Below are 24,794 nucleotides of genomic sequence, written 5' to 3'. Positions count from 1 at the left end.
GACGGCGTTCGAACGCCGCGAATGGGAACTCTTGCAGATGACTTCGATCACCGACACGCTCGACAGGCGTCACGACCGCAGGCCGTGGCTGAAGCGCCTCGCCGACGCCTCGGAACCGTATCTTTACAGCGCCCCTGCCCTGATCCTCATCATCGCCGTGATGCTCGTGCCGCTGGCAATCGGCATATCCTACGCCTTCCGCGATATTCAGCTGCTCAATCCGTTTTCCGGCGGCTTCATCGGCCTGGAGCACTTTCGCGATCTCTCCAGGGATAAGGCCTTCTACTGGGCACTGAAGAATACGCTTTGGTGGACGGGCGCTTCCGTGGTGCTGCAGTTCATCTTTGGGCTGATCCTGGCACTTCTTTTGGACAAACCCTTCTTCGGCAGATCGATCGTTCAGGCGCTGGTATTCCTACCCTGGGCCGTTCCCTCTTTCCTCGCCGGTCTCAACTGGTCCTGGCTGTTCAATCCGGTCATCGGCCCGATCCCGCATTGGCTTTATGCCATGGGCCTGATGAACGAGCCGAACAACATCCTATCGGACCCGAATTATGCAATGTGGGGGCCGATCGTTGCCAACGTCTGGTGGGGCATTCCCTTCTTCGCGATCACGCTGCTGGCAGCTCTCCAGGCAATTCCGCGCGATCTCTATGAGGCCGCTTCGATCGACGGCGCTGGCTGGTTCGAGCGCTTTCGCTCGATTACCCTTCCCTTCCTCGCTCCGACCATCGCCATTACCGTGCTGCTGCGCACGGTCTGGGTCTCGAATTTTGCCGATCTGATCGTCGTCATGACCGGCGGCGGACCCGCGGACCGCACGCAGATCGTTGCCAGCTACATCTTCACGCAGGCCTTCAAACGGCTGGATTTCGGCTACGCCTCGGCCATCGCGCTGGTACTGCTGGTTCTCCTTCTCACCTATTCCATGCTGATCATCCTGCTGCGGCAGACCCTGCTGAACAAGGATTGAGCCATGAGACGATCCGTTCTTCCCACCATCGCGCATCGCCTGGCAATTCTTTGCTACGTCGTCTTCGCGCTCTTCCCGCTCTTCTGGCTGCTGAAAGTGTCGGTGACGCCGAACGATCTGCTCTATACCGAGGGCGTGCGCATGTGGCCGTCGCGCACGACCTGGGAACACTATGCCTTCGTGCTGCAGCACAGCGACTTCCCGACCTTCTTCAAGAACAGCCTGATCGTCTCGGCCTCGACGGCAATTGCCGTGACCATCTGCGCGTCGCTCTCGGGCTATGCTCTCTCGCGCTTTAATTTCCGCGCCAAATACTGGATCGTGGCGCTGATGCTGCTGACGCAGATGTTTCCGCTGGTCATGCTCGTCGCACCGATCTTCAAGATCCTGACGCCGCTGCATCTGACAAACAGCCTGACCGGCCTCGTCATCGTCTACACGGCCTTCAACGTGCCCTTCGCCACCTTCCTAATGCAGTCCTTCTTCGACGGCATTCCGAAGGATCTGGAAGAGGCTGCCATGATCGACGGCGCAACGCAGTTCACGGCTTTCCGGCAGATCATCCTGCCGCTGACGCTGCCCGGTATCGCAGCCACCCTCGGCTTCGTCTTCACGGCGGCATGGAGCGAGCTTCTCTTTGCGCTGATGCTCATCAACGGCAATCAGGCAGCGACCTTCCCGGTCGGGCTTCTTACTTTCGTCTCAAAATTCTCCGTGGATTTCGGGCAGATGATGGCGGCGGGCGTCATGGCGCTCATTCCGGCAGCCCTCTTCTTCCTGCTTATCCAACGCTATCTCGTGCAGGGCCTGACGGCCGGCGCGGTCAAGGGTTAGTCATATGGCATCGATCGATATTCAAAACGTCAAGAAAGCCTACGGCCACGTGCAGGTGCTGCATGACATCGATCTCAGGATCAAGGACGGCGAATTCGTCGTTCTTGTCGGCCCTTCCGGATGCGGAAAATCCACCCTGCTCCGGATGATTGCCGGGCTTGAGGATATCAGCGGCGGCGAAATCCGCATCGCCGACAATCGCGTCAACGAATTACATCCGAAGGACCGCGACATCGCGATGGTCTTCCAGTCCTATGCGCTTTATCCGCATATGAATGTGGCCGGCAACATGAGCTACAGCCTGCGGCTGCGGAAGGTGGCCAAGGATGGCATCGCCAAGGCTGTCGCCGGCGCGGCATCCAAGCTCGGTCTCGATCCGCTGCTCGAACGTCGACCGAAAGCCCTTTCCGGTGGCCAACGCCAGCGCGTCGCCATGGGCCGCGCCATCGTGCGGCAGCCGAAAGCCTTCCTGTTCGATGAGCCGTTGTCGAATCTCGACGCCCGCTTGCGTGAGCAGATGCGTGCCGAGATCAAGAAATTGCATGGCGACCTGAAGGCGACCTCGATCTATGTCACCCACGATCAGATCGAGGCGATGACGCTGGCGGACCGCATCGTCGCCATGCATGGCGGGGTGGTTCAGCAGGTTGGCAGCCCGCTCGAACTCTATGACCGCCCCGCCAATCTCTTTGTGGCCGGCTTCATTGGTTCACCCGGCATGAATTTTCTCGATGCAACCTATGAAGGGAATGGCGTCAAGCTCAAGGACGGCACGCTCGTGCCGCTTCCCGAGCCGCTGCAACTGGCCGCCGGCACGAAAGTGACGCTCGGCATTCGGCCGGAGCATGTCGTGCTGTCGTCCTACCCCTCCGACATGGCCGCCAATGTCGAACTCATTGAGCCCACCGGCTTCGGCATCATCCTGCATCTCTCGCTGCACGGCCTGCCGTTCAAGGTATTCACATTGGATCGCACGGCCCTCGGCGCGGGGACGCAAGTCCACGTCGGCTTCCCGGCGCAGCATCTGCATGTCTTCGATGAGGATGGAAAAAGGGCGACTTGACGGTCGCCCCGATTAAAATTCTCAGTTCGCAAATGGCTCGGTCGGCCCGCTGGACGGCTGCGTGAACCAGTGCGGCCCATCCGACGCTATGTAGATGTGGTCCTCCAGCCGGATACCGAATTTCTTCGGAAAGACAATCATCGGCTCGTTTGAGAAGCACATGCCGGCCTCAAGCACCGTCGCGTTGCCGCGCACGATGTAAGGCTCCTCATGAATTTCCAGGCCAAGGCCGTGGCCGGCACGATGCGGCAGTCCCGGCAGCTTGTAGTCGGGGCCAAGCGAATGTCTGGCAAGCACCGCGCGAGCCGCATCGTCCAGGCTCGAGCAGGCGGCGCTCAGCTTTGCCGCCTCGAAAACGGCCTGCTGCGCCTCGCGTTCGATCGCCCAGGCATCTTCGAAGGCGCTGTCGCCGCTCTTCAGCTTGTATGTCCGCGTCAGGTCGGAATGATAGCCGTCGATGCGGGCGCCCGTATCCACTAAGATGACGTCGTCTTCGCCGAGCGTCTGGTCGCCATCGGCGCCGTGCGGCAGGGACGTGGCTTCGCCGAAGGATACGATGCAGAAGGTCGAGCCGCCATCGGCGCCCGCCTCGCGATGACGCCGGTCGATGAATTCGACCACTTCCGACGCGCGAGTCCCCGGCTTGAGCAGGGCATGCGCCTGCTTATGCACGTCTAGTGTCAGGTTCATAGCATATTGAATGAGCGCGATTTCGGCTGGGGACTTGATCCGGCGCAGGCCATTGATGATCGGCCCGCCATTCACAAGCCTTTCAGCTCCAAGCTCGACGGCCAGCGCGTTGTAGAAGTAAAGCGGCATGTTGTCGTCGAACGCCAAGATGCCCTTATCTCTCAGCACGCGGGCTACGAGTGCCGCGCTGCTCTCTTCCTCCTGCCATTCCAGGATATCTGCCGGCAGATGCGGCAGGGTTTCCACCCTGCTGCGCTCGAAGCCCGGTACGATGTAGTAGAGGTCTGTCGGCGTCACCAGCGCGCCGAGAAACCGCTCGCTTGCATGCCAGACGAGCCCGGTGAAATAACGCAGGCTCTCGGTCGGCCCGAGCAACATACCGGCCCATCCCTTTGCATCGAGCAGCTTTCGAAGGCTCGAAAGGCGCTGTTGTCTTTCCCCTGCGGTAATCCGGGGTACTGGGTGTTGCCACGACATTCTTACTCTCCTCAATACTCTTCGCCCTGCATAGCTTATCCTCACGCCACGCGGAGCGGTGCCGACACTATCGCTCCTGCAACACGTATGTCGACAAGAAAAATACAAATTCACCGCTTTCACGAAGGTCGCTGCCGGATTCGATAGCTAAATTATTTGACAGCGCGAATACGGCTCCAGTGGTTCACTGCTCTCATCGAAGCAACCGATGGAGTATCGCTATGCAAGCCACAAACATCATCACTTCTTCCGAACAGGCCCGCGCCTTCCATAAGACTCGAGGCGCGTCTTTCTCGACCTTGCTGGACCTTGTACGTGCGCTCGTACGCAAAATGGTCGAGCGCAGAAACCGCAATGCGCTTCTGGGATTGTCGGACGATCAGTTGAAAGACATTGGCCTTTCCCGCGGTCAAAATGGAAGCGATGTCCATATTTATAGCCGCTACTAAAAAGATGGCGCAGGATGTGTTAAGCTTCACTGGTGTGGCGGGCGTCAACGCCGGGATGAGGAAGTTCGGCATGTCAGAAATTACGACCGCCTTGCTGCTGAAGACGAAAACCGTCCTCATCCGCGATATCGTCTGCAATGGCGAATGCCGACATAAGAGCGGTGAGGAGTGCGCCCACAAGACAAGCCTCGTCTATCCCTATCGTGGCGTTTTCAAGCGCCACGTCGACCAGAGTGATACCGTTGCGGAAGCAAACCAGGTATTATTCTTCAATAAGGGACAGGGATATCGGATCAGTCATCCCATTGACGGCGGCGATTCCTGTCTCGATTTCAGTATAGATGAGAGCGTCCTTCACGAGCTCGCGCCGAAAGAGCAGGTTCAGTCCGGCGAAAGCGTCATCTTCCGTCGGCAGCGCCGACGCATAGATCCGCGCGCGCAGGCACTCGTGGCGATGCTTCGCCATGGGCTCAGCCGCAATATAGCCGAGAGCCTGGAGGGTGAAACGCTGGCGTTGACCCTGGTACGCCGCTCTCTCGGCGAACGGACGTCGCATGCGGCCGGCGCAAGTGCCGGCCGGCAGAAGCTCGTCGACCGGGCAAAGCTCGTTCTGTCCTCCGATCTTGCCCGCCGCTGGACGCTTGCAGAGATCGCAAAAGAAGTCGGCGTCTCGCCCGTCTATCTGACGCAAGTCTTCCAACAGGTGGAAGCCATTCCGCTTTATCGCTATCAGCTGCGGCTTCGGCTGGCACGCGCGCTCGATCTCCTCGGCGTCTATGACGACCTGACCATGCTCGGCCTCGATCTCGGCTTTTCCAGCCACAGCCATTTCAGTGCTGCGTTTAAACAGACTTACGGGCAGACACCGGCGGAATTTCAGCGTTCGGCGCAGCTGAAGCCGAAGCGCTACGCGGTTCGCTAAAGATTTCGACAGCGCCGATACCATCATCGATGCACTCATGAGCCTGCCTCAGCAAGGGGATCAATCAGAAAAGGATCATGAGATGAAGAGAACCACATGTGCCGCCTGCGATTGCGAACTCGGCTCGGAGACCATCAAGGTCAACCTTGGCGGCAAATCGGTTGAGGTATGCTGCGAGGAATGTGCGGCTGCCTTGAAAGAAGCCGGGCAATCGACGTCAGCCGCTGCGAGCGGCAAGGAATAGCAAAGCTGTCGGGCCGGCCCCGCGATTAATCGAAATGGAGGCGTTGCGGCAGGAGCGCCGCAACGCCTGTCTATCAGAAGCGCAGCTTGAAGTCTGCGCGGGCCTTGTTTTCGGTTACATCCTTCGAAAACTCACCGTGATAGGAGATTCCGAAATCCGCGTTCTCGCTGATCTTCATGCCAATCCCGAGCGAAACCTTGGCAGCGTCACGCCCGATCGGTGTTCCCGAAACTAGGAAACTGTCACCTCCGGCGAAGGACACCCGGCTTTCGGGCGTGACATCGCCGAAAGCATGCTGCCAGCCGGCCATCGTGTTCCAGGTCATGACCTTGCCGCCAAGATCGAAATTGCCCGTAGCCCGCAGACCAACCGTGGTGAAGGTCGCCCGGGCATCGCTATCCGTTGCCGAAAGAGCCGCAGCGCCGCCTTTTTCGCTGAAGCCGTCCGTCGAGAGGATGGCATGCGACAGATTTGCGAAGGGAGACAACTCGACCTGCTGACCGAGTTGAAATGCGTAGCTCGCCTCGCCGAAGAATTGCGCCAGACCCGCATCGTAGTCGGCATTCAGTGAGTCCCTGAAGCCATTCATAAAGATCGACCGGCTTGTATCGATCTGGTTGAAGCTATAGGCAGCGCCTGCCTTGAGCGACAGATGGCCGATGTCTTTTCCACCATAAACGCCGATATGATAGCTATCGATATCCGTCGAACCACTCGTGCGGCGGCTTTCGAGCGTGGAGTGACCCCATCCGGCCATCAGGCCGAGACGCACGTCGTCCGCGACGAAGCCATCGCCACCGATGAAGACTCCTCCTCCGGACAGATCGTAAGAGCCGGCATTGCCATCGCTGCCGAAGCGGCTGCGCATGCCGTAGCCGGACGTCCACGCCCCCGTATCGCCGGAGCTCAAACGGTCGAGGATCGTTTCGGTGACAATCTGCGAATTCGTAAGCTGGGCAGACTGGGCGCTGGCGTGGTCCTCACCGGAAAGCTGATCGAATGCATTGCGCGCATTCTCTGCATTCATGAAGAGAACCGCGTTGTAGAGCGGCAGGCTATCGGAGCCGACAGATTGATCGAGCGCATCGAGAGCCGAGGCGACAGCTCGTTCGTTCGCAGTCTGCGCCGCGGTGGTAAAGGAATGGCCGCCCCAGGATGAGAGACGCAAGGTCACGTCGTTGGCCGTATAGAGGAGCTGCGAATCGATGAAGGCGGAGTCGATCAGAAGATTGCCGAACCGCCCGGTCACATTACCGGCTGTCAGGAATGTGTAGGACTGGCCTGCTGCATAGCTGACGGTCGGGTCGAGCGCGATCACATTCACGCTGGCCCCTTCGACCGCAGCCGTTCCGCTGACGATCGCCCGGTCGGATTTGCCGTTACTGGCGATTTCGAGATCATAGGCGGAACCAGGCGAGAGTGTAAGATTGCCATTGACGTTGAGCGTGCCGATGGAATTGCCAGGAGACAGATGGCTGCCGCTTTTCAGCGTTACGCTTCCGATCGTGCCATTGCCGCCTAGGATTGCACCGGCTTCTACGTCCAACGATCCGCCCCACGAACCATTGATCGAGAAGCGCCCGCCGTTGAGGAGCGTCGTTCCGGTGAACTGCGAGCCGTCGCCCGCGTAAATCAGATTGCCCGTTCCGCGTTTTTCAAACACGCCGGTCCCGGAGATGGTGTTGGCGAGCGTACTCGTCACAAGCGTGTTCACCATCAATTGGCCACCGGTGTCGATCTGGACCGGGCCAGTTCCGAAAGCACTGCCGCTGCTACCGGCGAGCATGCCACCGCTCACGCGGGTTCCGCCGGAATAGGTATTGAATCCGGTGAGCATCAGCGTGCCGGTGCCTTCTTTCGTCAGCTTGCCGCTTCCGCCGATATCGTTGCGCCAGGCGTCGAAGGCGTTGAAGCCGTCGAGGCTTTTGTCCATATTGACGGTGACATCCTCCCGGAATGCGCCATAACCATCGGCCGCAGCGAAGAGGTTGAGGCGGCCATAGCCTTCCGGGTCGTCCATGACCGGATAGCCGGAAGGGAGAGCCGTGGTGGCAAGAACCGCGCGGCGCTGATCCGCGGTCAGGTAAGGCATACGTGTTTCCAGCAGCACCTCCGCCCCCTTCGGTACATAGGCGGGCTTGTCCGTCGCGCCTATGGGCGCAAAGCCGTAGGTCATGCGGGCGGCGACATAGGCTGCATTGGCATCGTGGTTTGCGAAACGATCCGTTGAGAGATCGGCAGCGTGCGCCGCGACATAAAGATCGGCTGCCGTTGTCGAGTTTGTTTCCTTTTTCAGCCAAGCCTGGGTCTGCTCATAGGCTTGGGCCTTGAGGTCCTGGGCGCTAGCCTGATTGAGATTGTAGACCACCGCTGCCGTGCCCAGCATGCGCCCGCCGATGACGTCGAGCGGCGAATGCATGCCGGCAATGATGCGGTTGTCGCCCATCACCACGGCGCGCGTAACCAGCTCCTGAAAGCGCTGTGGCACGAGATAGGCCATAGTCAGCGCGTCGCGCCACGCCTCTGCGGTATGACCGCTCGGGAAACCGCCATCGGTGACGGGGGTGCCGCTCTTGGCCGGTTCCAGCGTCGGGAGGACCTTGACGTCGCTCGACCACCGCCACGGTCGCGCATATTTGAAATAGCGCTTGGCGGGTTCCGTGGATGCATCCTGACCAACACGCCCCAGAAGATCGACAGCCAGGCCAAGATCGGGATTGCTGCTGCTGCCGATGCCTGTGTTGTTGCCCCCGTCGTCATATTTGACTGTTGTCGCATCGGGCGCGACATTCAGGATGGTTGTGGTCTGCTTGGTCCCCTTGGTCCAGGCATCCTGAAGCGGGCCGAGCCCATCCAGCATGCTGATCGCCTTGCCGCGCCGGTCATCGAGATAGGCATCGACAGCCTGCTGGGCGGTACGATTATGCGTGGCATTGATGACATATTGGATATTGTAGTCATGTATCGCCCGATTGAGGATGGTCCCATCCGTGGCGCTGCCTGGTATGCCATCCCAGTCCGTTGTCGGGACGGCGGGAAAACCATCGCGTGCGGGGGCCGAAGTGCCGGCATCCACAAAGGGCGTGCGGGGCTGCCAGATATCGAGAAAACCGCTGAGCAGCCGGACGGCTGCGTTGGTTTCCTTCGTGGCATAGCGCGCGTCACCGCGCTGGTTCGTTGCACCGGTATCCATGAAGGCCGGAACATTCTTATTCAGATAGGCTTCTTGCGCCAGCGCTATGGCGGGGCATGCGCTGAAAACCAGACAAAGCGCCGTCGATACTCGAAGTTTTGCAGTTACAGACAAGACAGGTCCCCCATAAACAATATCACTGTTAAGTGAGAGGCCTGCTCTAGTTGTTTACCTTATATCCTATGTGACAAGGGTTGTTCCTTTACGACGCCGGGTTTCGCCAATCGTGAATGCCGTCGGCGAGTTCGATCATCCTCGCCTCCCTGCTCCCACGCGATAACACTTACCCTTGGTCGACCTGCGCGCACGCCGCTGTCAACGACGAGAGCCGATTGTCAGGCCGCTCGCAGCCACTCGACGCTCCAGGCGGAAAGACGTCCCTCGATGGCGCCGCTATCCATCATCAATCGAATTTCGATCGGCGCACGCGGATCGACAACGTCGATCGGCACTGCCGCTTCGAATGAGCCGGTGCCTTGCGGGCACACACGCAGGCGGCCGAGCAATTCGGCGGCATGCACCTCTACGGTGAAGATCTGCCCCTGGCAGTCTTCGTCGACATCGAAAATGAATTTCGCATTCCAGCGCCCCGTCGGCAGGTGAAGATAGGGGCCATAGATGAGGCAGCGGGCGCCACCGGTGAGATCGACAAGATCGTCCAGAGCCTGCCCCAAACTATCGCCTGATAGGAACGCTTCTTGCGGCCAGAAGACCGTGCTCGGGGCTTTACGGCGGTCGAATTCGAGGGGACGGAGAACCTTCCTTGCCGTCTCGCGCAGTCCCTCGCTGACCTCCGGAACCGCCTCCTGCGGTGTCAGATAGCCCGCAATGACAGCCGCGGCGGCTTCCTCCAGTTTCGGCGCTTTATGCGGTGGTTGTCCGGCAGGCGCCATGCCGACATGCAGCAGCGCGTTGGCTATCTGCTCCAGTTTAAGATCGGTGCTGAAATGCCGGTCTATGGTCCTCAGCAACAGATCTATGCTGCCCTTTTGATCGACATCGCCGCGACGCAAGACCAGCGCCCCGGAAGCGCCCGCAAGCGGCTCGAGGCAGGCAAGGCTCGCCGAAACGGCCCTGACCAAAGCGATATCCCGCTGCCCGGTCGCACGAGCGAGGTAGGAAACAGCGTCGAGGGGATCTTCGAGAAATAACAGAAACGGCACGTTGACCCTGAGGATCAGTTCCGATAGCCCTGCTTCAGGAAACTGCGAGACGAGAACGGCATGCGCGCCCGATCGCGCCAGGACGTGCTGCTTGAGATCCTCCACAGTATCGGTGGCAATGACCGCATAATCGCCGAAGGCTTCGCGGGCCAGGGCGTGAACCGCTGCAACGCCCCAGGAAGACATGACCCCCGGCATTCCGAATGCAAAGAGGATGGTCACGACGCACTCCTCTTTTGATTATCCGTTGAAGAGGCTGTCATAAAGCGAGCCAACCTTCTGTTGATATCGATCCGGCGAAAAACGCGCGGCCTGTCTGGGGCCGGACTTGGCAAAGGAGGCGCATAGCCCGTCATCCTGGTCCAGGCTGACGATCGCCTTGCGCATCTCCTCCGTATCATAGGGGTCGACCAGCAGCGCTGCATTCCCGGCTATCTCGGGAATCGATCCCTCCGTGGAGCTCAGAACAGGTGTCCCAAGCTGCATAGATTCCAGCACGGGCAGGCCGAAGCCTTCGTAGAGCGACGGAAATAGCACTGCGCGCGCTCCCCTGATCAGGCTGATCAGCAAGGGATAGGATACGAAGTCGAAGCGCCGGATTTGCCGCTGCGGCAGGATGCGATCCTCCGCGCGAAGATAGAAGCGGAAACGGTCGTCATCGATCAGCTGTTGCGTCTCCGCCCCCTTCCATCCGGGAGCGCCGACAATGATGAGCGGCTTGTCTGTCTTTGCAGCAAGGTAAGCTTCGATCAGCCGGGAGATGTTCTTTTTCGGCTCGAAAGCGCCGAAGAAAAGGAAATAGCCCTTCCAATCGAGATGGAAGATGCCGGCAACCTCATCGGCGACAACATCGTCCGGTTTCTCGCGAAGTCGCTCCGGCACCTGAACGGCCTGGTAGGTATTGCTGACCCGTGCCTCGTCGACGCCGAGAACCTTGATGATATCGGCCCGTGACGTTTCCGATACCGTTACGATGTGATCCGCTCGCCGAACCAGAGAGCGCAGCATCTTGTAGTGATAGCGCTTGTTGTCCTCGGTCAGATAAGGCAGCCGCAAGGGAACCAAGTCGTGGATCGTGTAGACATTCAACGCCCTTTTTGCTGCGATCGGCATCGGATAGGTGCAATGGAGAAGATCGGGCTGCGTCTCGAACTTCATGGTCAGGTTGTTGCCGTAACGCTTGAAATGATGGCGCGCGAGTTGAAACAGATCGTTGGCGGCATAAATCGCATCGGCCGCACCAAGTTGCGATTGAAGCGATTTCACAATGACGGTGCCGCTCAATGAGATCGGAACCGGAGCGATGCCGAACGGCGCGGCGATGCGCCGCCGCAGCCAACGCTTGGCGACCGAAATCGCTCCGGGCACTTGAGCGCTGGCTTCATCGAAGAGGAGCACTTCCCGCAAAACAGGATCCTTCGGAACGTTTCCGGGAATTCCATGGACCACGCCCGTCCGATAGCCGAGGGACTGGGCCGTCGCCATCAGGCCGCGGGTATAGGTCGCAACCCCGGTGCCCTTCTTGAGGGAAAGATTGAGACCGTCGTAAAGGATCGTCTGGCTCATTCCTATCTCTCCCTCAGTATTTGGGAACTCTCACCGCTCTCGATCAAGCTGGCTTATCGCGCGAAAGAACGAGCAGCGAATCGTCGGCCCCGTATTTCGAAAGCAGGTCTTCGCTGGTGATGGGAACTGCCTCGCCGCTGAAATCGAGACGCCGCATTGCTCCGTAGATGCCGGCAAGCCGTTCGAGAAAACCGGATGCGTCGGCATAGCGGGCAGGATTGAATTCGACCACGAGCATCGGCTTATGGCGGGCAATGGTCTCGGCCATTCCTTCGAGTATCACCTCCTCTGCTCCCTCCGCATCGATCTTGATGAAATCGACGCGCGAGCAGGCGGCGCTCATCCCGTCGAGGGTTGTCACGGGGACCTTGATGACAACGCCGTCCTGTGGGCGAGGTTGAAACATTTCCGAAACGATCTGGGCATTCTTCGGCTCGCTATGGGGAACATATAAAGAGGCGTCTCCCGATATCGTTGCACCGAGCGCCGATATTTCGATCCGCGTCCGTCCAAGCAGCCCGTTGAGCTCGACGCTGCGACGCAGGAAATCGGCGGCATGGGGATTGGGCTCGACGGCGATCAATTCGCCCCTTGCGCCGACGAGTTCGGCTAGCAGAAGGGAGTAATAGCCAAAATTCGCTCCGACATCGATCGCGGTCATGCCGCGCTTGACGTTGCGCGCGCAGAACAGCGTCAGCCAGATTTCCCAAAAGCCGTCCAGAAGAACATGGGATCCGAAGCCTCTGTCTCGGGTGTCCACATAAAGCTTGTAGCGACCGAGTACACGCACCAAAGCCGTGTGGTTTCCAAGGTAGGCGCTGTTCACGCGCTGCAAGATGGCCGTTTCGGCCTGATGCCGATCGAACGCCATCAATTCATGAAGATGTAGCAGTGCCGAAGAACTCATCGTACCTCTCTCGTTCCAGCATGCCCGTAACGCATTCCGCAGGCCAGCCAGCATCGGGAAACTCCCTCGATCGCAGCGAGATCATCCGCCTCCGGCCGTTCCAGGCACTTGCTCCGTCGTCTTCAGTTTGCTGCCGACGCGGAGATCCCGACCGACGCCGCCGACAGAGCCGTCCCGGTAACCCCTTGGAAGAGGCCCATGAACTTCTGAATATCGACCGACGAGGCATTGGAGATATAAATTATATCTCGCGGCTGAACCTCGAAGTTCTGCATTGCAAGCAGCGTCGAGCCGTTCTTCAGGTTGAACCGGTAGACGATCGGGACAGGTCCACCACGGCGCAGCAACGGATTGCTCGGCGCAACGATGCGGCGGGCAACCTCAAGCGGCTCGTAGCGGAAAAGGAAGACGCCCGAAGCATCGGCGCGGCTGTCCTGCAAGCCTCCTGCACGTGCAACGGCGTTTGCCATGGTCAAATGCTGAACGCTGAAGGGGACTTCGCCATTCTGGCCTGATGCGCCGAGAATCGTGTAGGTAACCGGCTCGCGCACCACTGTAACGACGTCTTCGGGCCGCAATCTCACGTTTTCGCGCGGATTTTGAACAATCGCGGTAAAAGGCAGGTGCATGGTTCGTCCGCCGCGCGTCAAGTAGACGACGCTGTCGTTGACGCCGGCGCGCAATCCTCCCGCTGCGGCAATAGCATCGAGCACCCGGCTGCCGGCGGGCGAAAGTGCGACGCGTGCACCGCCGGCCACCTCGCCGGTAACCGTGACGGTGTTCGATGAGCTTTGCTGGACGGTCACCAATGCCTGTGGCTGCACCGCCTTGCCCGTCAGGCCGGAAACCACCGCCTTTTCCACCGAAGCCGGCGTGCGGCCGGCAGCCGTGATCCGACCCACATAGGGAATACTGATCGTGCCATCGCTGTTGATGGTTTGCGGCGGGATCGTCACCGAACTGCCGGTCGCCTGTTGCTGACCCGAAGCGCTCGAGGCCATCCCGAACAAGCTTCCAGGTGGTGCTTCCCAGAGGCTGACGGAGACAACGTCCCCCACCGCGATCCTTAAGCCAGGATCACGTGCGCCCTGGCCGAAATAGGTGGCAAAGCTGGCTTCAGGTCGCGCAACGCTCTTGACCATCGCCGTCGAAGTCACATCGACCACCGCGAATGGTGGCATGGCGCGCGCAGCCGCCTCCTCCAATATGCGGGAGGCCTTGGGGCCGGCCTCCGGTAATCCACAGCCCGTAAGAACGCAGGCAAGAACGCACAATAATCCAAACTTCAACGGCATCGATGATCCTGATTGGCATGGAGGCAGTTTTGACGAGGCAACATCGTGCCAAGCAGGCTAGGCCGTTCCGGCATTGTCGCTGCGCTCCCGGGAAAAGCGAAGGATCGACGATGGGCTGGAGCCGTAGGCATGCTTGTAGAGAACGGAAAAACGCCCGGGGTTGGAGAATTGCAGGCTCATGGCAAGATCGGTGATGCTTTCGGCCTGGCCGCCCTTGATGGCGCCATGTGCCGCGGCCAGCCGGTAATTGCAAAGGATTCCCATCGGCGTATCGCCGCGATAGGTCTTGAACATGCGTTGCAGCGCTCGCGGGCTGCAGCTCGCGGCGTGCGCGAGATCCTCCAGCATGATGGCATTATGCAGATTGTCGCGCATGAACGCCTCTGCCCTCAGGAGCTGGCGCGGCGCGTTATCCAAGGTGCCGCGATTGAAGGCATCGGACAGATTGTGCGGCAGCTTGGCAAACAGCTTCACCAGCAGGAGCTCGCCGTAGGCTTTGGCGAGCATCATTCGCTCCGTCTGGCGCGCAGTCGTCAGATCCTTTTCGGCCTGGCGTAACGTCTGATAGAGCCCCTGCGCACCACCTTGGCGGAAGCTTACCGGTGCTAGCGCGAATTCCTGCACGTAGGGCTTGCCGGTCAGCTCTTCAAAGTGCTGCCGAATAACCGCTTCCGGGATCTGAAACAGCAGCCAGGAGCTGCGCGGCTTGATTTCGATGCGCTTGCCGGCACGATCACTGATGCTGGCGACATTGTTGGCGGGAATCCGGAGGGATTTCTGCATTCGCCGATGATTGATCTCTATTTCTCCGGCGAGAACGAAGACGATGCTGACGCGCGGCAAATCCTGTTTGGCGATACCTTCCAGGCCCGCCGAATGCTCGGCGCTTATGATCGATGCTGACTGAAGGGGTTGCTTGCTGAATTTGAAGGAATAGTCGCCAGAAGTTTCCGAGGGAACAGACCACTTCCAGTTTGGCTCAAGCATGTCGAGATTACGAATGATTGCATCACGGGAATACACCTCGAAAGTACCCACGCATTGCTCGACAACTCTTTCCAACATCGCCATCCGCTATTCCCACTCAAAATCCCAAGTTGTATATTAGCGACTGCTAACACGTGATTTCTATCTAGGCTACACTTTTTTCAGCGTTCGTTATGACGACTCCATCATCCCGTTCCCGCGGCTACGAAGTTGCGGGATCGTTTAGCGCAAGTTGCATTATCTGTCTTTAAATTAGCACGATGAATTTTAGCACAACAGTACAGATAGTGACGATGTTATACAGAATCCTACCAGTTCACAGCTCGACTGAACGTTGAATTCCCAAAGCGACGAGATCGGACAAAATACAGCCCTACCGGACAATATAATCGGAGCCCTACGGGTTTAGGTTGCAGAGGTAGCCAGCTGTTTCTGCGAATAGACTTGCCGGAAGGCAGTTAACCCGGCCCGATCCTTCGGATTGCAGGCGGCGACGGAACTTGATGGTGCCGTGGCCGATGGGTCGATTGCTTGACCACGGCATTTTCAATTATCCTAATTTATCTGGGGGTTTAGATGCGCAAGCCTCTGACGACACGCGAAGCTCTCGCCCCTCCTTTGGCGGAGCGCGCAAAGGTAGCGAAATGTCGCCGGCTGCCGTCCGTTATTGTTTCAATTTGCAATGGCCGCGTGCACTATTGTTGCCGATCAAGACAACCAAGACGCCGATGCGGCCTACAATGTGGAGTAGATACGAAACGCCGCTTCAATATCGTTGAACACGCGACCGCGGCCGTTCTTCAACACAAGCGCCGACGTGCATAAATCGCCGATCACGTTGAGATTATGTCCCACAATGATCATCGAGCGATCCTTGCGCTTGACGAAAAGCTCCTCGAAGCTACGCGTTTGGAAGCGTTTGTCCCCAACGGCCAGCACCTCATCGATGAGATAGCAATCAAAATCGATGGCAAGCGACATTCCAAACGCCAGCCGGGCCCGCATGCCCGAGGAATAGGTTCTGAGAGGCATGCGCAGATAGCGGCCAAGTTCGCTGAAATCCTCTACCAGATCACGAATTTCGTTGAATGGCTTATCATAGATGCGTGACAGGAAGCGCATGCAGTCGAATCCGGTCATCGAACCACCGAAGCCACCGCTCAGGGCGATTGGCCACGACATCGACATGTTGCGCACGACCTTACCCGAGGTCGGCTCCTCTATCCCCGCAATCATGCGCACCAGAGTCGATTTGCCGGCGCCATTGTGCCCAAGCACGGCGATTTTCTCGCCTCGGCCGATCTTGAATGACACGCCGTCAACTACGCGGCGCATCCGGCCATTCACTTCATACTCTTTGACGAGATCGAACACCCCGACGATGCCATCTTCATGCCAGGGAATTTCCGCCTTCGACCCCGGTGCCTCTGACGGCGCGATTCGCGCGAGATTGGAAGGAGAAATGGTCATTGCTGGGCCGCGTGCTCGTAGACCTGGATCACGAAAAAGCGCACAATCCAGAAGGTTGCAAAGCAAACCGCAACCAGAATCAGAAACGAGATCAGCCGTTTTGGGTACAATGCATGGTCAGGCAAATTCGGGTCGGCGATTCGTTCGAGATACAGTTGCTGGCGTTGCGCATCGATCCTGGCGTTTTCCAGGGAGGTGGTCGCCGATGTCAGCATCTTCGCAGCCATTTCCCGCTCCAGCAGCAACTGTTCATATTGTGCGATGCGCGGCGCCATTGATCCGTCGCTGCCGACGATCCTTGTCCGTTCATCGCTGATCTGCCGTTCCATCGCCGCCACCCGCGCCCTCAGCGCCTCACCCTGCGGGCTTTGCGGCGCTTGCTCCTCAAGCGCTGAAAGCCGTGCCTTGTTGTCGGCGAGACCGTCCGAGAGCCTGGCGATCATATCCAGGGCGGCCGCTGATTGCTTGTTCGGGTCGACGAGCGCCTCGCGATTGCGAAAATCGGTCAGGCTTGTCTGCATCTTGGACAGTCTCGTTTGACTGTCATTTACCTCGATCTGAGCATAGCGAATGGCATCCTCACGGGCGCGATCGTTGAGCCGGTTGATGAGCTCTTCCGCATGCTGCACCAGGGCATTGGCCAGGCGATAAGCATCGTCGGCGCGAAATGCACGCACATCCAGCGTTGTCACGCCGCTGCCGCTGTCGGTGTGCACATTGATGAAACGAAGATAATGCTGATACAGCTCCTCATTATTGGCTTCGGCCCAGGGTAGCGGATAGCGGCTGAGGACGTCGCCTTCCGGGCGGGAAAGAATCGCTTTCAGATCGTCCCTGCTCGCCAGCGCGTCGACGGCTGCGCGCGACTTGATGAACTCGGTGACGATGTAGCTATCGTCCTGTGCGCGAACGAACCCGGTGCTCTGAAGGAACCCGCTGAGCAGGCCGGCAGCATTTCTATTGGGGCTGCGCACGACAAATTGCGTTTCCGAGGCATATTGATCGGCGCAGATGAAACCATAATAGATCGCCCCGAACACGCCGGGGACGACGACGATCAGCAATAGCAGCAGCTGCGATCGAACCCACCGCACAAGGGAATAGGGCCAGGAAACCGGTTGGCCTATGACGACGCCGGACGAACGAGCATCCACCAGTGTAATGAAATCGGTAAATTCCTTATTATTCTCGATGCGGCTCATCTGGGACCATCAAATCTCTCTCGGAATTGCCAAGACCATTCCACTGGCTGCCTCTCCGAAATATTGCATCGGCTCTTGTGAATCTCGCGGCTTGCACCGTTCAGCATCGCCTTCCGCGACAATGCCCGGGGACGATTTAGGCGGAAATTTACTCGCAAGAGATTCCCATATATCCTTCAAAAGTCAAATATAATTCCGAAGTTTGAAAATTTTTACATAAGTGCGTAAGAATAATTCCCCTGCTGTCGCAATTAATACTTTGACGACGCGATCCGTATGGCGAGGGGAGATTGCGACGGCAATAACTGCCATTCGATTAGCTGTTTTTCCCTCGTTGCTGGTTCAAGGAATTCGGAATGGGAAGGCTCGGAGGCACCTTGAGGCAAGTCGGCAGTAACGTTGCGACGGATGGTCATGAAGACCTGCTGTTCGGCCGGCTTCAGCGAAGCCTCCTGAAATTTCTCGCCCGCCAGCGGCGCAAACCAGCAAGCGGAATATTTGAGGATGTCATCCGGCTGCAACTGCTTTTCGTGCCCCCGAAAGCGGTTCCGCTCATGCGGCCGGCCGTGGTCGGATATCGCAGGCCCCGCCGTTCAGGCACGGGTGATTGCTCCTAGCGGGAATCTTGGGGGATTTATATGTACAGGGATTCGATGGTCTTTCCCGAGGGAGCGCAATCTTCGGTCGCAAAACCAAGTGAGCAGCCGTTCTGGTTACCGCCAATCAACGCGCGGCTGCTTGCTTTCCTTCCGACGCGTCAGCGCTTTCCCCTTATTGGCCCCGCTTTTTCCGCGTCCCTCAGGCCGATCGAATTGACGATGGGTGCTGCCGATGGCGTCGTCAGCTGGGGAAGCGGTCCGCTTTCCCGCCTGGCACGCCTCTATGCGCAGGTGCTGCGCTTGCCTTTCTGGACGGTGGAAGGTGGCTTCCTGCAGTCGACCGGTCCGGACGCTGCTTCACCAATCTCCGTTATCGCCGACGACCTCGGCATTCATTTTTCCGCACGCCAACCTTCACGGCTCGAGGCACTGCTTCAAGACTCGTCCTCCGGTGCGGATGTTCGGCGAGCGCGGGACCTGCGGCGTTGGATCAACCACGAGAGACTTTCCCAAGACGGCCACGTCTCCGAAGGAACGTTTCGTCTTCGCCGAAGCCGTCGCAGGCGCATCCTGCTCGTCGATGAAGTAGTCGGAGATACCGCCGTCGAAAGCGCCGGTGCCGATGCAGAGACCTTCGCGAGAATGTGGACGTCGGCTCTCGCGGAGGCAAATGCCGACATCATCATAAAATGCCATCCCGACGTCGTCGCTGGCCGCGCACGAGGTTTTCTTCAGCCTCTTGCGCAAACCGCGGATGTGCAATTCGTGGACAAGGCGATTTCAACGCACTCCCTTCTGGATATGGTGGATGAGGTCTGGACGGTATCGAGCCAGATCGGCCTCGAAGCACTTCTGCGGGAAATACCCGTCGTTACCTTTGGCATGCCCGCCTATGCCGGCTGGGGACTGACCGCAGACCGTGCCGAGGGCACGGTAGCGGCTACGGCACGCTCCCGTCGGGGGCGCCATGTCAGCATAGACGAGTTTGCCGCGGCTTCATTTTTTCAATATTCGCGCTATGTTGATCCCGTCTCACGCAGTCCGATCACGGCCGAGCAGGCGGTGGAACGGCTCCTTGAATGGCGCGCTCGCGCCCGCTCGCTCACGGGCCGTTACCTTTGCGTCAATTTCTCGCTTCATAAACGCGCGGTCATGCGCCGATACCTGAGCAGCCCTCGGTCGCAAGTTCATTTCGCCAACAATCCGAGCGTTTCCGAAATCCAGAGCGCCGACACGATCGTTCTTTGGGGCAATGCTCCCGCTCCCGAGGAAGGAGTTTTATGGAAGCATGGCAAGAGATTGCCGGTCATGCGGGTTGAAGACGGGTTCATCCGCTCTTCCGGCCTTGGCAGCTCGCTCGTGCCGCCATCCTCGCTCTGCTTCGATGAGGAAGGTATCTATTTTGATGCCTCCGCGCCGAGCCAGCTGGAAACAATCCTGAACAGGACGAATTTCGATGATGCGCTTCTCGAGCGGGCGCAACGCTTGCGGCAAGCCATCGTTTCCATGGGCATCACCAAATACAATCTGCCGCCGCAGCCTGCACCGGATTATCGTTCACTGGCCGAAGGCCGCACCATCGTTTTGGTGGCCGGCCAAGTTCCGAACGACGCCTCATTGCGCTTCGGCATGGCAAGCCATTCCTCCGATATTGAACTGCTGAGGGCTGTCCGACGCGCCAGGCCCAAGGCGTTCATCGTCTATAAGCAGCATCCGGATCTTCTAGCGAAGGCGACCGGCCGTCACCCAACTCCATCCCCGCCAGCGGAGGCCGCCGATCTGGTGATCGGCAATGTCGATCTGGGCAATCTTCTGAGTGTGGTCGACGAAGTTCATGTCGCAACCTCGCAGATCGGATTCGAGGCGCTGCTGCGCGAAAGACCGGTATGGTGCCATGGTCTCCCCTTTTACGCCGGCTGGGGTCTTACGCATGATGCGGTCGTCTCCTTGCGGCGAAAGCGGGTGCTAACGCTCGATGCACTGGTTGCAGGCACGCTCATCCTCTATCCTCGATACTGGTCGAATATCACCAATCTTCCATGCGAGGCGGAAGACGTCGTCGCCGAACTCTATCGCTCCCGCCAGGGCATTGCTCCAAATCCATCGCGGCGCCGCTGGCTGGCGCAGGCTATCCATATGCTCGAGGCTAGAAAATTATGACCAAGCCCGTCGTCATGGATATTTCTCGATTGATGGAACGGGCGCATTGCCCGACGCCCACCGGTATCGATCGCTATGAGCTTCATTACGCCAACTGGCTGAACGAACGCCGCAAACGGACTGCCTTGACAGATTTCGATGCGTTTTCGCAGCCGTCCTGGTTTGTCGAGACCGGTCGCAACAGCGCCGTTGCCATTCCGTCCGAACGGGCGGACAAGCTGGTCTCCATCCTCAATAGTCGCTGGTCAGCGACAGATATATCGCCAACGCAGACTGCTCTTCTCGAACGGATTTTCGCCGCTATCGACGGCAAGATCAGGTGGCAGGCCGCAGCGGAAGTAAGGGCAGGCGAAGCTCATACGCAAAAGCTGCGCAAGATCGCGCATGCTGTCGCCAGCCGTTTCACGCATGGCCTGATGCTGCCGCCCAGGGCTTCCTTTGTCCACGTGTCGCACAGCCGGCTGGATCGAACATCCGCCTTCTCGTGGCTTGGAGAGACCGGTCGCAACGGCGTCTTTTATGTCCACGACCTTATCCCGCTATCGCATCCGGAATTCGTCCGACCGGAGGAGCCTGAGCGACATCGCCGCAGGATGGAGACGGTGCTGAAACATGCATCGCTGGTGCTTTGCAATTCGCAGGTAACCGCACGTGCACTGCGCACGTTTGCTCAGCAGAGCGACAGGACACCCCCCTCGATCGCAGTCCTGCCTCCAGGCATCGAGCGCTGCTTCCTCTCTCCGCCAAACGACATGCCGCGTCCGCGAATGCCTTACTTCGTGACACTCGGAACGATCGAACCGCGCAAGAACCACATGCTATTGCTGCAGCTATGGCAATATCTGGCCGAACGTGATGGGGCGATGGCCCCGCGGCTGGTAATTGTCGGCAAGAGAGGGTGGGAAAACAGTCACATCCTAGCAATGCTGGAGCGATGCCCTGCCTTGCCTGGACTCGTCATCGAAGTGCCGGGGCTCGAGGATGCGGCTTTGGCGCCGCTGGTCGCTGGCGCAGCTGGTCTTTTGGCCCCATCCTTTACCGAGGGTTACGGCATGCCTGTCGCCGAGGCGATCGCGCTCGGTACACCTGTCATCGCCTCCAACATCAGTGCCCATCGTGAAGCGGCCGCCGGACAGCCCGCCATCTTCCTCGATCCGCTTGATGGGCTGAGTTGGAGAGCCGCGCTCGACATGATCGCCGCCTCGCCACAACGCCGAATGAAACCCGCTCCATCGAGCGGGTGGGACACGCATTTCGATGATTTGGAGACGCTGATCGAAGCCGATTTTTCTGCGCGACGCCATGCTGCCCAACGGGCTCCGCGGCGCATCGAGAGAATATCGACCTCGCCGGTTTTACAGTGAGAGGCAACAGTGCAGGCAAAAGACAGTAACAACACAAATACGGTTGATCAAAGATCTGGGAGCAGCAAAGTGACAAGCTTTTACGACATCGAGAACTGCTACAAATTCATCCTCGGCCGCGCAATGAACGAGGATGAACGTAACGTCATCGGACAGAATCTATTGCAGCTGACGGACGTTTCTCTTGATGAGCATCGTCGGCGTTTCCTCAGCTCATACGAATTCCATCACCGCCATAGCGAGCTTCTCTTCAACAATTTCGTACCGAAATCGATTTTCGTTCTGTTCGAGACCAAATACAATTTTAAATTGTATCTTGATCTGCGCCAGTATCACATATCTTTTGGCATCATGAGCGGCGAATATGAGAAATTCGATGTCGATCTCGTCAAGGCCATTCTGCCCGAGACCGGGCAGTTCATCGATGTCGGCGGCAATGTCGGATACTACTCACTCTCCATTGCGGCCCATCCGACGTTCAAAGGAACGGTCCTTGCCTTCGAGCCGTTGCCGAAGCTCTGGGATCTGTTCAACCGGTCAATCCTGGAGAACGGCTTTGAAGATCGCGTTAGCGTTCGCCAGCTCGCGCTTGCCGATGTGCCAGGCGAGCTACAACTCAATAATGCCGAGGATACCGTCAATGCCGGGGCGACGCGGCTAGTCACGAATTCGGCCGACACCAAGGTCGGGCGCATGACCAAGGTCGAGACACTCGACCGCGTCGTCGGTGACCTGCGGCCCGATGTCATGAAGGTCGATATCGAGGGTGCAGAAGGCTTGTTCCTGAAAGGCGCGCAAAAAACGCTCTCTGCACATAGGCCTTCGCTCTTGATGGAGATCAACCGCGACATGCTCTCCGTCCTGTCGAAAACGACGCCCGGTGCGATCCACCAGCAACTTACCGAACGCGGCTATCGCATCTGGAACAGCGCGCAAAATAAATTGACCCGGATGACCTCACCTGAGGAACTCGACTTGAATTTTCAGGTCGGCACAGTCGCGAACATCCTGGCCGTCCATGACGACCGCGCCGATAACGTCAGCGAAAGTCTTCAGCGACTTGGGCTGACACTTGGGTCGACGAAGGCAAAGAAACAACATCAGCGGGAACCGGCGCTTTAGCCCCATCAGTGCCCGATTGTGCGATGTCGGTGCGAGACACCGGCATGTCCGCATCCTATACGGAGACATGATTGCGCAAGCAGATCAATGACATAGTTGAGGTCGCCTACTACGGCTCGTGCCCGAGCGAGGAGTTCGTTCGCCACGCCTTTCCGAATAGCAGAATCCCGTTCTTCTGCTACGGCATCAATGTCGCCAGCTTCATGGACGAGCGGAAAGCAAACCTCAGAGCGATCGAGGCATGGCCGGAGCCGATCAAGAAAAGACTGCACTTCGAAGCACGTAAGGGCTTCCGGGAGCGACTGAGACAGGCAGCCCCGAAAATGCTTGTCGTCGATTTCAGCCGCATCACGCGCGCCTCGCTCATGCGCTACAGGAACACCTTGCTGACAGTACCCTATGAGCTACTGGAGGCGGGACCGGATTTGCAGCGGGAAGCTTTCGGTATCTTCAAGATCATCCCCTTCGGCTGTCGTGAATTTTGGACGCACGTGATCACAGCAATGAAGGCATTTTGCGATTTCGTGAACGCAGAAATTCCCGATACGAGGCTGATTCTGCTCGACGTTCCGCCCACTGCCGATTATCGCGGCACGCTCATCGACAATAATACCTACATGATCGACTTCTGCCGCTGGCAGATGCGCTATCCGATGTCGCGCATGCTCGTCGACTTCTGCCTGGAGCACATCGAAAACAGTCGGGTGCTGACACCAACCGTCGAGCTCTATTCCGACGACACCGCGCTCTACGGACCTGCACCGATGCACTATTCTGCCGAGGTCTGGAAGGAGATGGCGGGGCGCTTCCATGAGGATGGCGGTTTTGAAGGCTTGCCGCGCTCCAGTAACCTGGTTTCGATCCTGACCAACTATTCCGGCCTTATGGACGCCTTCACCAGGACCGCGTTGTCGAACCCGAACCTTCACCGGTTCGGCCTCGATATTCTGCATGGGGCACTACCCTATCTTTTCGCCAAAATCAGCAGTCCCGCTCACAGTCATTTCGGCGATCCGATCGATTCCCACGACGTCGTCGCCGCCTTCCGCTGGATTCTTGGGCGTGAGCCGGAATCCGCAGAAACCTTTCTCAATCACTACGCACTACCCAATCGTGGCGAGTTACGTGAAACGCTGCTGCGTTCCTTCGAATTCCAGAGTCAGGTACCTCACTATGCCAAGCAGCAGTAGCGCGGCGGGAAACCGGACGATCATCGCATCATTCGAACTTGATGTGGCTGCGTGCTATGTTGACCAGAAAGAGGCCGACGGCTGTGGTGAACAGGCAGCATTTCAAAAGATAGCTGACGTCGTAGAAGCTCTGCACCGTGTCGCCAAATACGCCGGCGCGGAAAAGCTCAAAGCAGTGAACGGTTGGGACATAAAGCGCCAGCTTCTGGGCGCCACTGGGAAGCCAGGCCACCATGAAGAACATGCCGCAGATCGGCAGCGTCAGATATTGGAACGGCGGTATGAACTTCTCGACGAACTCGAACCGCTCCGAACTCGCGGCAAAGATAAGCCCTACCCCGAACGAAAACCAAGCCATGAACAGCCAGCCCGTCAAAAGCAGGCCGAGATCCTGGAACGGCGGGATGATGCCTGCCAAACGTACAACCGTATAGACGACAATGAGCGCCGCGGTCGTGCCGGCAATCTCCAGAAGCGCACGAGCAATCAGCGCATCCGCGAAGCGGATCTGACGATGATACATCAGAGGCATATTCTGACGAAGACACGAGACCGCGTGACCACTTATGTGGCGCCAGAGCGTCAGCGGCATGTAGCCGCTCAAAACGAAGGCTGCGACCGTCAATCCGTGCGCCTCGTGATTGAGCACCGTCCACATGATCATGACGCCCGTAGTCAGGATCATCGGTTCCAGCGCAAGCCAGAGAAATCCGATGTTTTCCCGCCCGTAGCGTATGAGCATTTCGCGCATGATCAGCGCACCGAGGACGCGCCCCTGAATCTTCAATCCGGTAATGAACTGCGAACCCCCACGCGCGCTTGCCGATACCTGATGCACTCGAAGCCCTCCTGGTCGCTACGCCGTCTCCATCAGACGGTCGGTCAACGATACCGGCGGAGTGCGACGGCTCAACCTTCATTGCG

The 24,794-nt window shown here is 58.5% G+C and carries 21 protein-coding genes; 10 read left to right on the top strand and 11 right to left on the bottom strand.

Going from position 1 to position 24,794, the window contains the following annotated elements; translation table 11 throughout:
- Positions 1–37 precede the first annotated feature (37 nt).
- From AC13RE_RS23890 to AC13RE_RS23880, 3 genes are read left to right on the top strand one after another with little or no spacing between them, the layout of a single operon-like run.
- The gene (locus AC13RE_RS23890) at positions 38–973 is read left to right on the top strand and encodes a carbohydrate ABC transporter permease (RefSeq protein ID WP_132718485.1); all 936 of its coding nucleotides are present in this window, start codon (positions 38–40) and stop codon (positions 971–973) included.
- A 3-nt stretch (positions 974–976) separates the two neighbouring features.
- Positions 977–1,807, top strand: coding sequence for a carbohydrate ABC transporter permease (locus tag AC13RE_RS23885; protein ID WP_015343031.1), 831 nt, complete (start codon positions 977–979; stop codon positions 1,805–1,807).
- 4 nt (positions 1,808–1,811) lie between these two features.
- On the top strand, positions 1,812–2,870 hold the full coding sequence (locus AC13RE_RS23880) for an ABC transporter ATP-binding protein (protein ID WP_488564782.1): 1,059 nt from the start codon (positions 1,812–1,814) through the stop codon (positions 2,868–2,870).
- Positions 2,871–2,891: 21 nt separating this feature from the next.
- Here AC13RE_RS23880 and AC13RE_RS23875 read toward each other — a convergent pair whose 3' ends face one another.
- Complete coding sequence (locus tag AC13RE_RS23875) at positions 2,892–4,037, bottom strand: M24 family metallopeptidase (RefSeq protein WP_488564781.1); 1,146 nt, start codon at positions 4,035–4,037, stop codon at positions 2,892–2,894.
- A gap of 221 nt (positions 4,038–4,258) precedes the next feature.
- Between AC13RE_RS23875 and AC13RE_RS23870 the strand changes: the two genes are divergently transcribed.
- From AC13RE_RS23870 to AC13RE_RS23860, 3 genes are all read left to right on the top strand, one after another.
- A complete protein-coding gene (locus tag AC13RE_RS23870) occupies positions 4,259–4,486 on the top strand; it encodes a DUF1127 domain-containing protein (RefSeq protein WP_488564780.1) in 228 nt (75 codons plus the stop codon).
- Positions 4,487–4,556: 70 nt separating this feature from the next.
- Positions 4,557–5,408, top strand: a complete 852-nt coding sequence (locus tag AC13RE_RS23865) for a helix-turn-helix domain-containing protein (RefSeq protein ID WP_488564779.1) — start codon at positions 4,557–4,559, stop codon at positions 5,406–5,408.
- Between the two features lie 82 nt (positions 5,409–5,490).
- Positions 5,491–5,652, top strand: coding sequence for a hypothetical protein (locus AC13RE_RS23860; RefSeq protein WP_165915251.1), 162 nt, complete (start codon positions 5,491–5,493; stop codon positions 5,650–5,652).
- 73 nt (positions 5,653–5,725) lie between these two features.
- Here the strand turns inward: AC13RE_RS23860 and AC13RE_RS23855 are convergent, their stop codons facing one another.
- From AC13RE_RS23855 to AC13RE_RS23815, 9 genes are all read right to left on the bottom strand, one after another.
- A complete protein-coding gene (locus tag AC13RE_RS23855; protein ID WP_488564778.1) occupies positions 5,726–8,959 on the bottom strand; it encodes an autotransporter domain-containing protein in 3,234 nt (1,077 codons plus the stop codon).
- Positions 8,960–9,180: 221 nt separating this feature from the next.
- Entirely contained in the window at positions 9,181–10,230 is a 1,050-nt protein-coding gene (locus AC13RE_RS23850; RefSeq protein WP_488564777.1) for a hypothetical protein, read from the bottom strand.
- Between the two features lie 18 nt (positions 10,231–10,248).
- Positions 10,249–11,574 (bottom strand): glycosyltransferase family 4 protein, encoded by a 1,326-nt coding sequence (locus AC13RE_RS23845; RefSeq protein ID WP_488564776.1) that lies wholly within the window; start codon positions 11,572–11,574, stop codon positions 10,249–10,251.
- Between the two features lie 43 nt (positions 11,575–11,617).
- Positions 11,618–12,481: an FkbM family methyltransferase gene (locus tag AC13RE_RS23840; RefSeq protein WP_488564775.1), complete on the bottom strand. Its 864-nt coding sequence runs from the start codon at positions 12,479–12,481 to the stop codon at positions 11,618–11,620.
- Positions 12,482–12,603: 122 nt separating this feature from the next.
- Positions 12,604–13,662: a polysaccharide biosynthesis/export family protein gene (locus tag AC13RE_RS23835; RefSeq protein ID WP_488564774.1), complete on the bottom strand. Its 1,059-nt coding sequence runs from the start codon at positions 13,660–13,662 to the stop codon at positions 12,604–12,606.
- A gap of 171 nt (positions 13,663–13,833) precedes the next feature.
- Complete coding sequence (locus tag AC13RE_RS23830) at positions 13,834–14,847, bottom strand: helix-turn-helix domain-containing protein (RefSeq protein WP_132718458.1); 1,014 nt, start codon at positions 14,845–14,847, stop codon at positions 13,834–13,836.
- Between the two features lie 651 nt (positions 14,848–15,498).
- Positions 15,499–16,137: an ABC transporter ATP-binding protein gene (locus tag AC13RE_RS23825; RefSeq protein ID WP_488564773.1), complete on the bottom strand. Its 639-nt coding sequence runs from the start codon at positions 16,135–16,137 to the stop codon at positions 15,499–15,501.
- A gap of 92 nt (positions 16,138–16,229) precedes the next feature.
- Entirely contained in the window at positions 16,230–17,297 is a 1,068-nt protein-coding gene (locus AC13RE_RS23820) for a KpsE/RkpR family capsule polysaccharide export protein (protein WP_488564772.1), read from the bottom strand.
- 389 nt (positions 17,298–17,686) lie between these two features.
- Entirely contained in the window at positions 17,687–17,956 is a 270-nt protein-coding gene (locus AC13RE_RS23815; protein WP_165915250.1) for a hypothetical protein, read from the bottom strand.
- A 297-nt stretch (positions 17,957–18,253) separates the two neighbouring features.
- On the opposite strand from AC13RE_RS23815, the gene AC13RE_RS23810 reads away from it, so the two are divergent.
- The 4 genes from AC13RE_RS23810 (at position 18,254) to AC13RE_RS23795 (ending at position 23,870) form a co-directional block, all read left to right on the top strand.
- Positions 18,254–20,194 (top strand): capsule polysaccharide biogenesis protein, encoded by a 1,941-nt coding sequence (locus AC13RE_RS23810; protein ID WP_488564771.1) that lies wholly within the window; start codon positions 18,254–18,256, stop codon positions 20,192–20,194.
- The gene (locus tag AC13RE_RS23805) at positions 20,191–21,558 is read left to right on the top strand and encodes a glycosyltransferase family 4 protein (protein ID WP_488564770.1); all 1,368 of its coding nucleotides are present in this window, start codon (positions 20,191–20,193) and stop codon (positions 21,556–21,558) included. The genes AC13RE_RS23810 and AC13RE_RS23805 overlap by 4 nt, the downstream gene beginning before the upstream one ends.
- A gap of 69 nt (positions 21,559–21,627) precedes the next feature.
- Positions 21,628–22,680, top strand: coding sequence for an FkbM family methyltransferase (locus AC13RE_RS23800; RefSeq protein ID WP_488564769.1), 1,053 nt, complete (start codon positions 21,628–21,630; stop codon positions 22,678–22,680).
- A gap of 71 nt (positions 22,681–22,751) precedes the next feature.
- Positions 22,752–23,870, top strand: coding sequence for a DUF6270 domain-containing protein (locus tag AC13RE_RS23795; RefSeq protein ID WP_488564768.1), 1,119 nt, complete (start codon positions 22,752–22,754; stop codon positions 23,868–23,870).
- A 28-nt stretch (positions 23,871–23,898) separates the two neighbouring features.
- Here the strand turns inward: AC13RE_RS23795 and AC13RE_RS23790 are convergent, their stop codons facing one another.
- Positions 23,899–24,708 carry an ABC transporter permease gene (locus AC13RE_RS23790; RefSeq protein WP_132718435.1) on the bottom strand — a complete coding sequence of 270 codons (810 nt, stop codon included), beginning with the start codon at positions 24,706–24,708 and terminating at the stop codon, positions 23,899–23,901.
- Positions 24,709–24,794: the final 86 nt, after the last annotated feature.

The sequence above is a fragment of the Martinezella sp. CNPSo 3959 genome (assembly GCF_057784355.1).
Note: the sequence above shows the minus strand (reverse complement) of the source record. Positions and strands in the feature narration are given on the sequence as shown.

What these genes read in the sequence shown, in the direction of transcription:
- AC13RE_RS23840 (WP_488564775.1), bottom strand. Translation starts at nt 12,481, where the DNA reads ATGAGTTCTTCGGCACTGCTACATCTTCATGAATTGATGGCGTTCGAT.
- AC13RE_RS23885 (WP_015343031.1), top strand. Translation starts at nt 977, where the DNA reads ATGAGACGATCCGTTCTTCCCACCATCGCGCATCGCCTGGCAATTCTT.
- AC13RE_RS23805 (WP_488564770.1), top strand. Translation starts at nt 20,191, where the DNA reads ATGACCAAGCCCGTCGTCATGGATATTTCTCGATTGATGGAACGGGCG.
- AC13RE_RS23890 (WP_132718485.1), top strand. Translation starts at nt 38, where the DNA reads ATGACTTCGATCACCGACACGCTCGACAGGCGTCACGACCGCAGGCCG.
- AC13RE_RS23865 (WP_488564779.1), top strand. Translation starts at nt 4,557, where the DNA reads ATGTCAGAAATTACGACCGCCTTGCTGCTGAAGACGAAAACCGTCCTC.
- AC13RE_RS23845 (WP_488564776.1), bottom strand. Translation starts at nt 11,574, where the DNA reads ATGAGCCAGACGATCCTTTACGACGGTCTCAATCTTTCCCTCAAGAAG.
- AC13RE_RS23880 (WP_488564782.1), top strand. Translation starts at nt 1,812, where the DNA reads ATGGCATCGATCGATATTCAAAACGTCAAGAAAGCCTACGGCCACGTG.
- AC13RE_RS23810 (WP_488564771.1), top strand. Translation starts at nt 18,254, where the DNA reads ATGGGTGCTGCCGATGGCGTCGTCAGCTGGGGAAGCGGTCCGCTTTCC.
- AC13RE_RS23835 (WP_488564774.1), bottom strand. Translation starts at nt 13,662, where the DNA reads ATGCCACCATTCGCGGTGGTCGATGTGACTTCGACGGCGATGGTCAAG.
- AC13RE_RS23875 (WP_488564781.1), bottom strand. Translation starts at nt 4,037, where the DNA reads ATGTCGTGGCAACACCCAGTACCCCGGATTACCGCAGGGGAAAGACAA.
- AC13RE_RS23830 (WP_132718458.1), bottom strand. Translation starts at nt 14,847, where the DNA reads ATGGCGATGTTGGAAAGAGTTGTCGAGCAATGCGTGGGTACTTTCGAG.
- AC13RE_RS23860 (WP_165915251.1), top strand. Translation starts at nt 5,491, where the DNA reads ATGAAGAGAACCACATGTGCCGCCTGCGATTGCGAACTCGGCTCGGAG.
- AC13RE_RS23870 (WP_488564780.1), top strand. Translation starts at nt 4,259, where the DNA reads ATGCAAGCCACAAACATCATCACTTCTTCCGAACAGGCCCGCGCCTTC.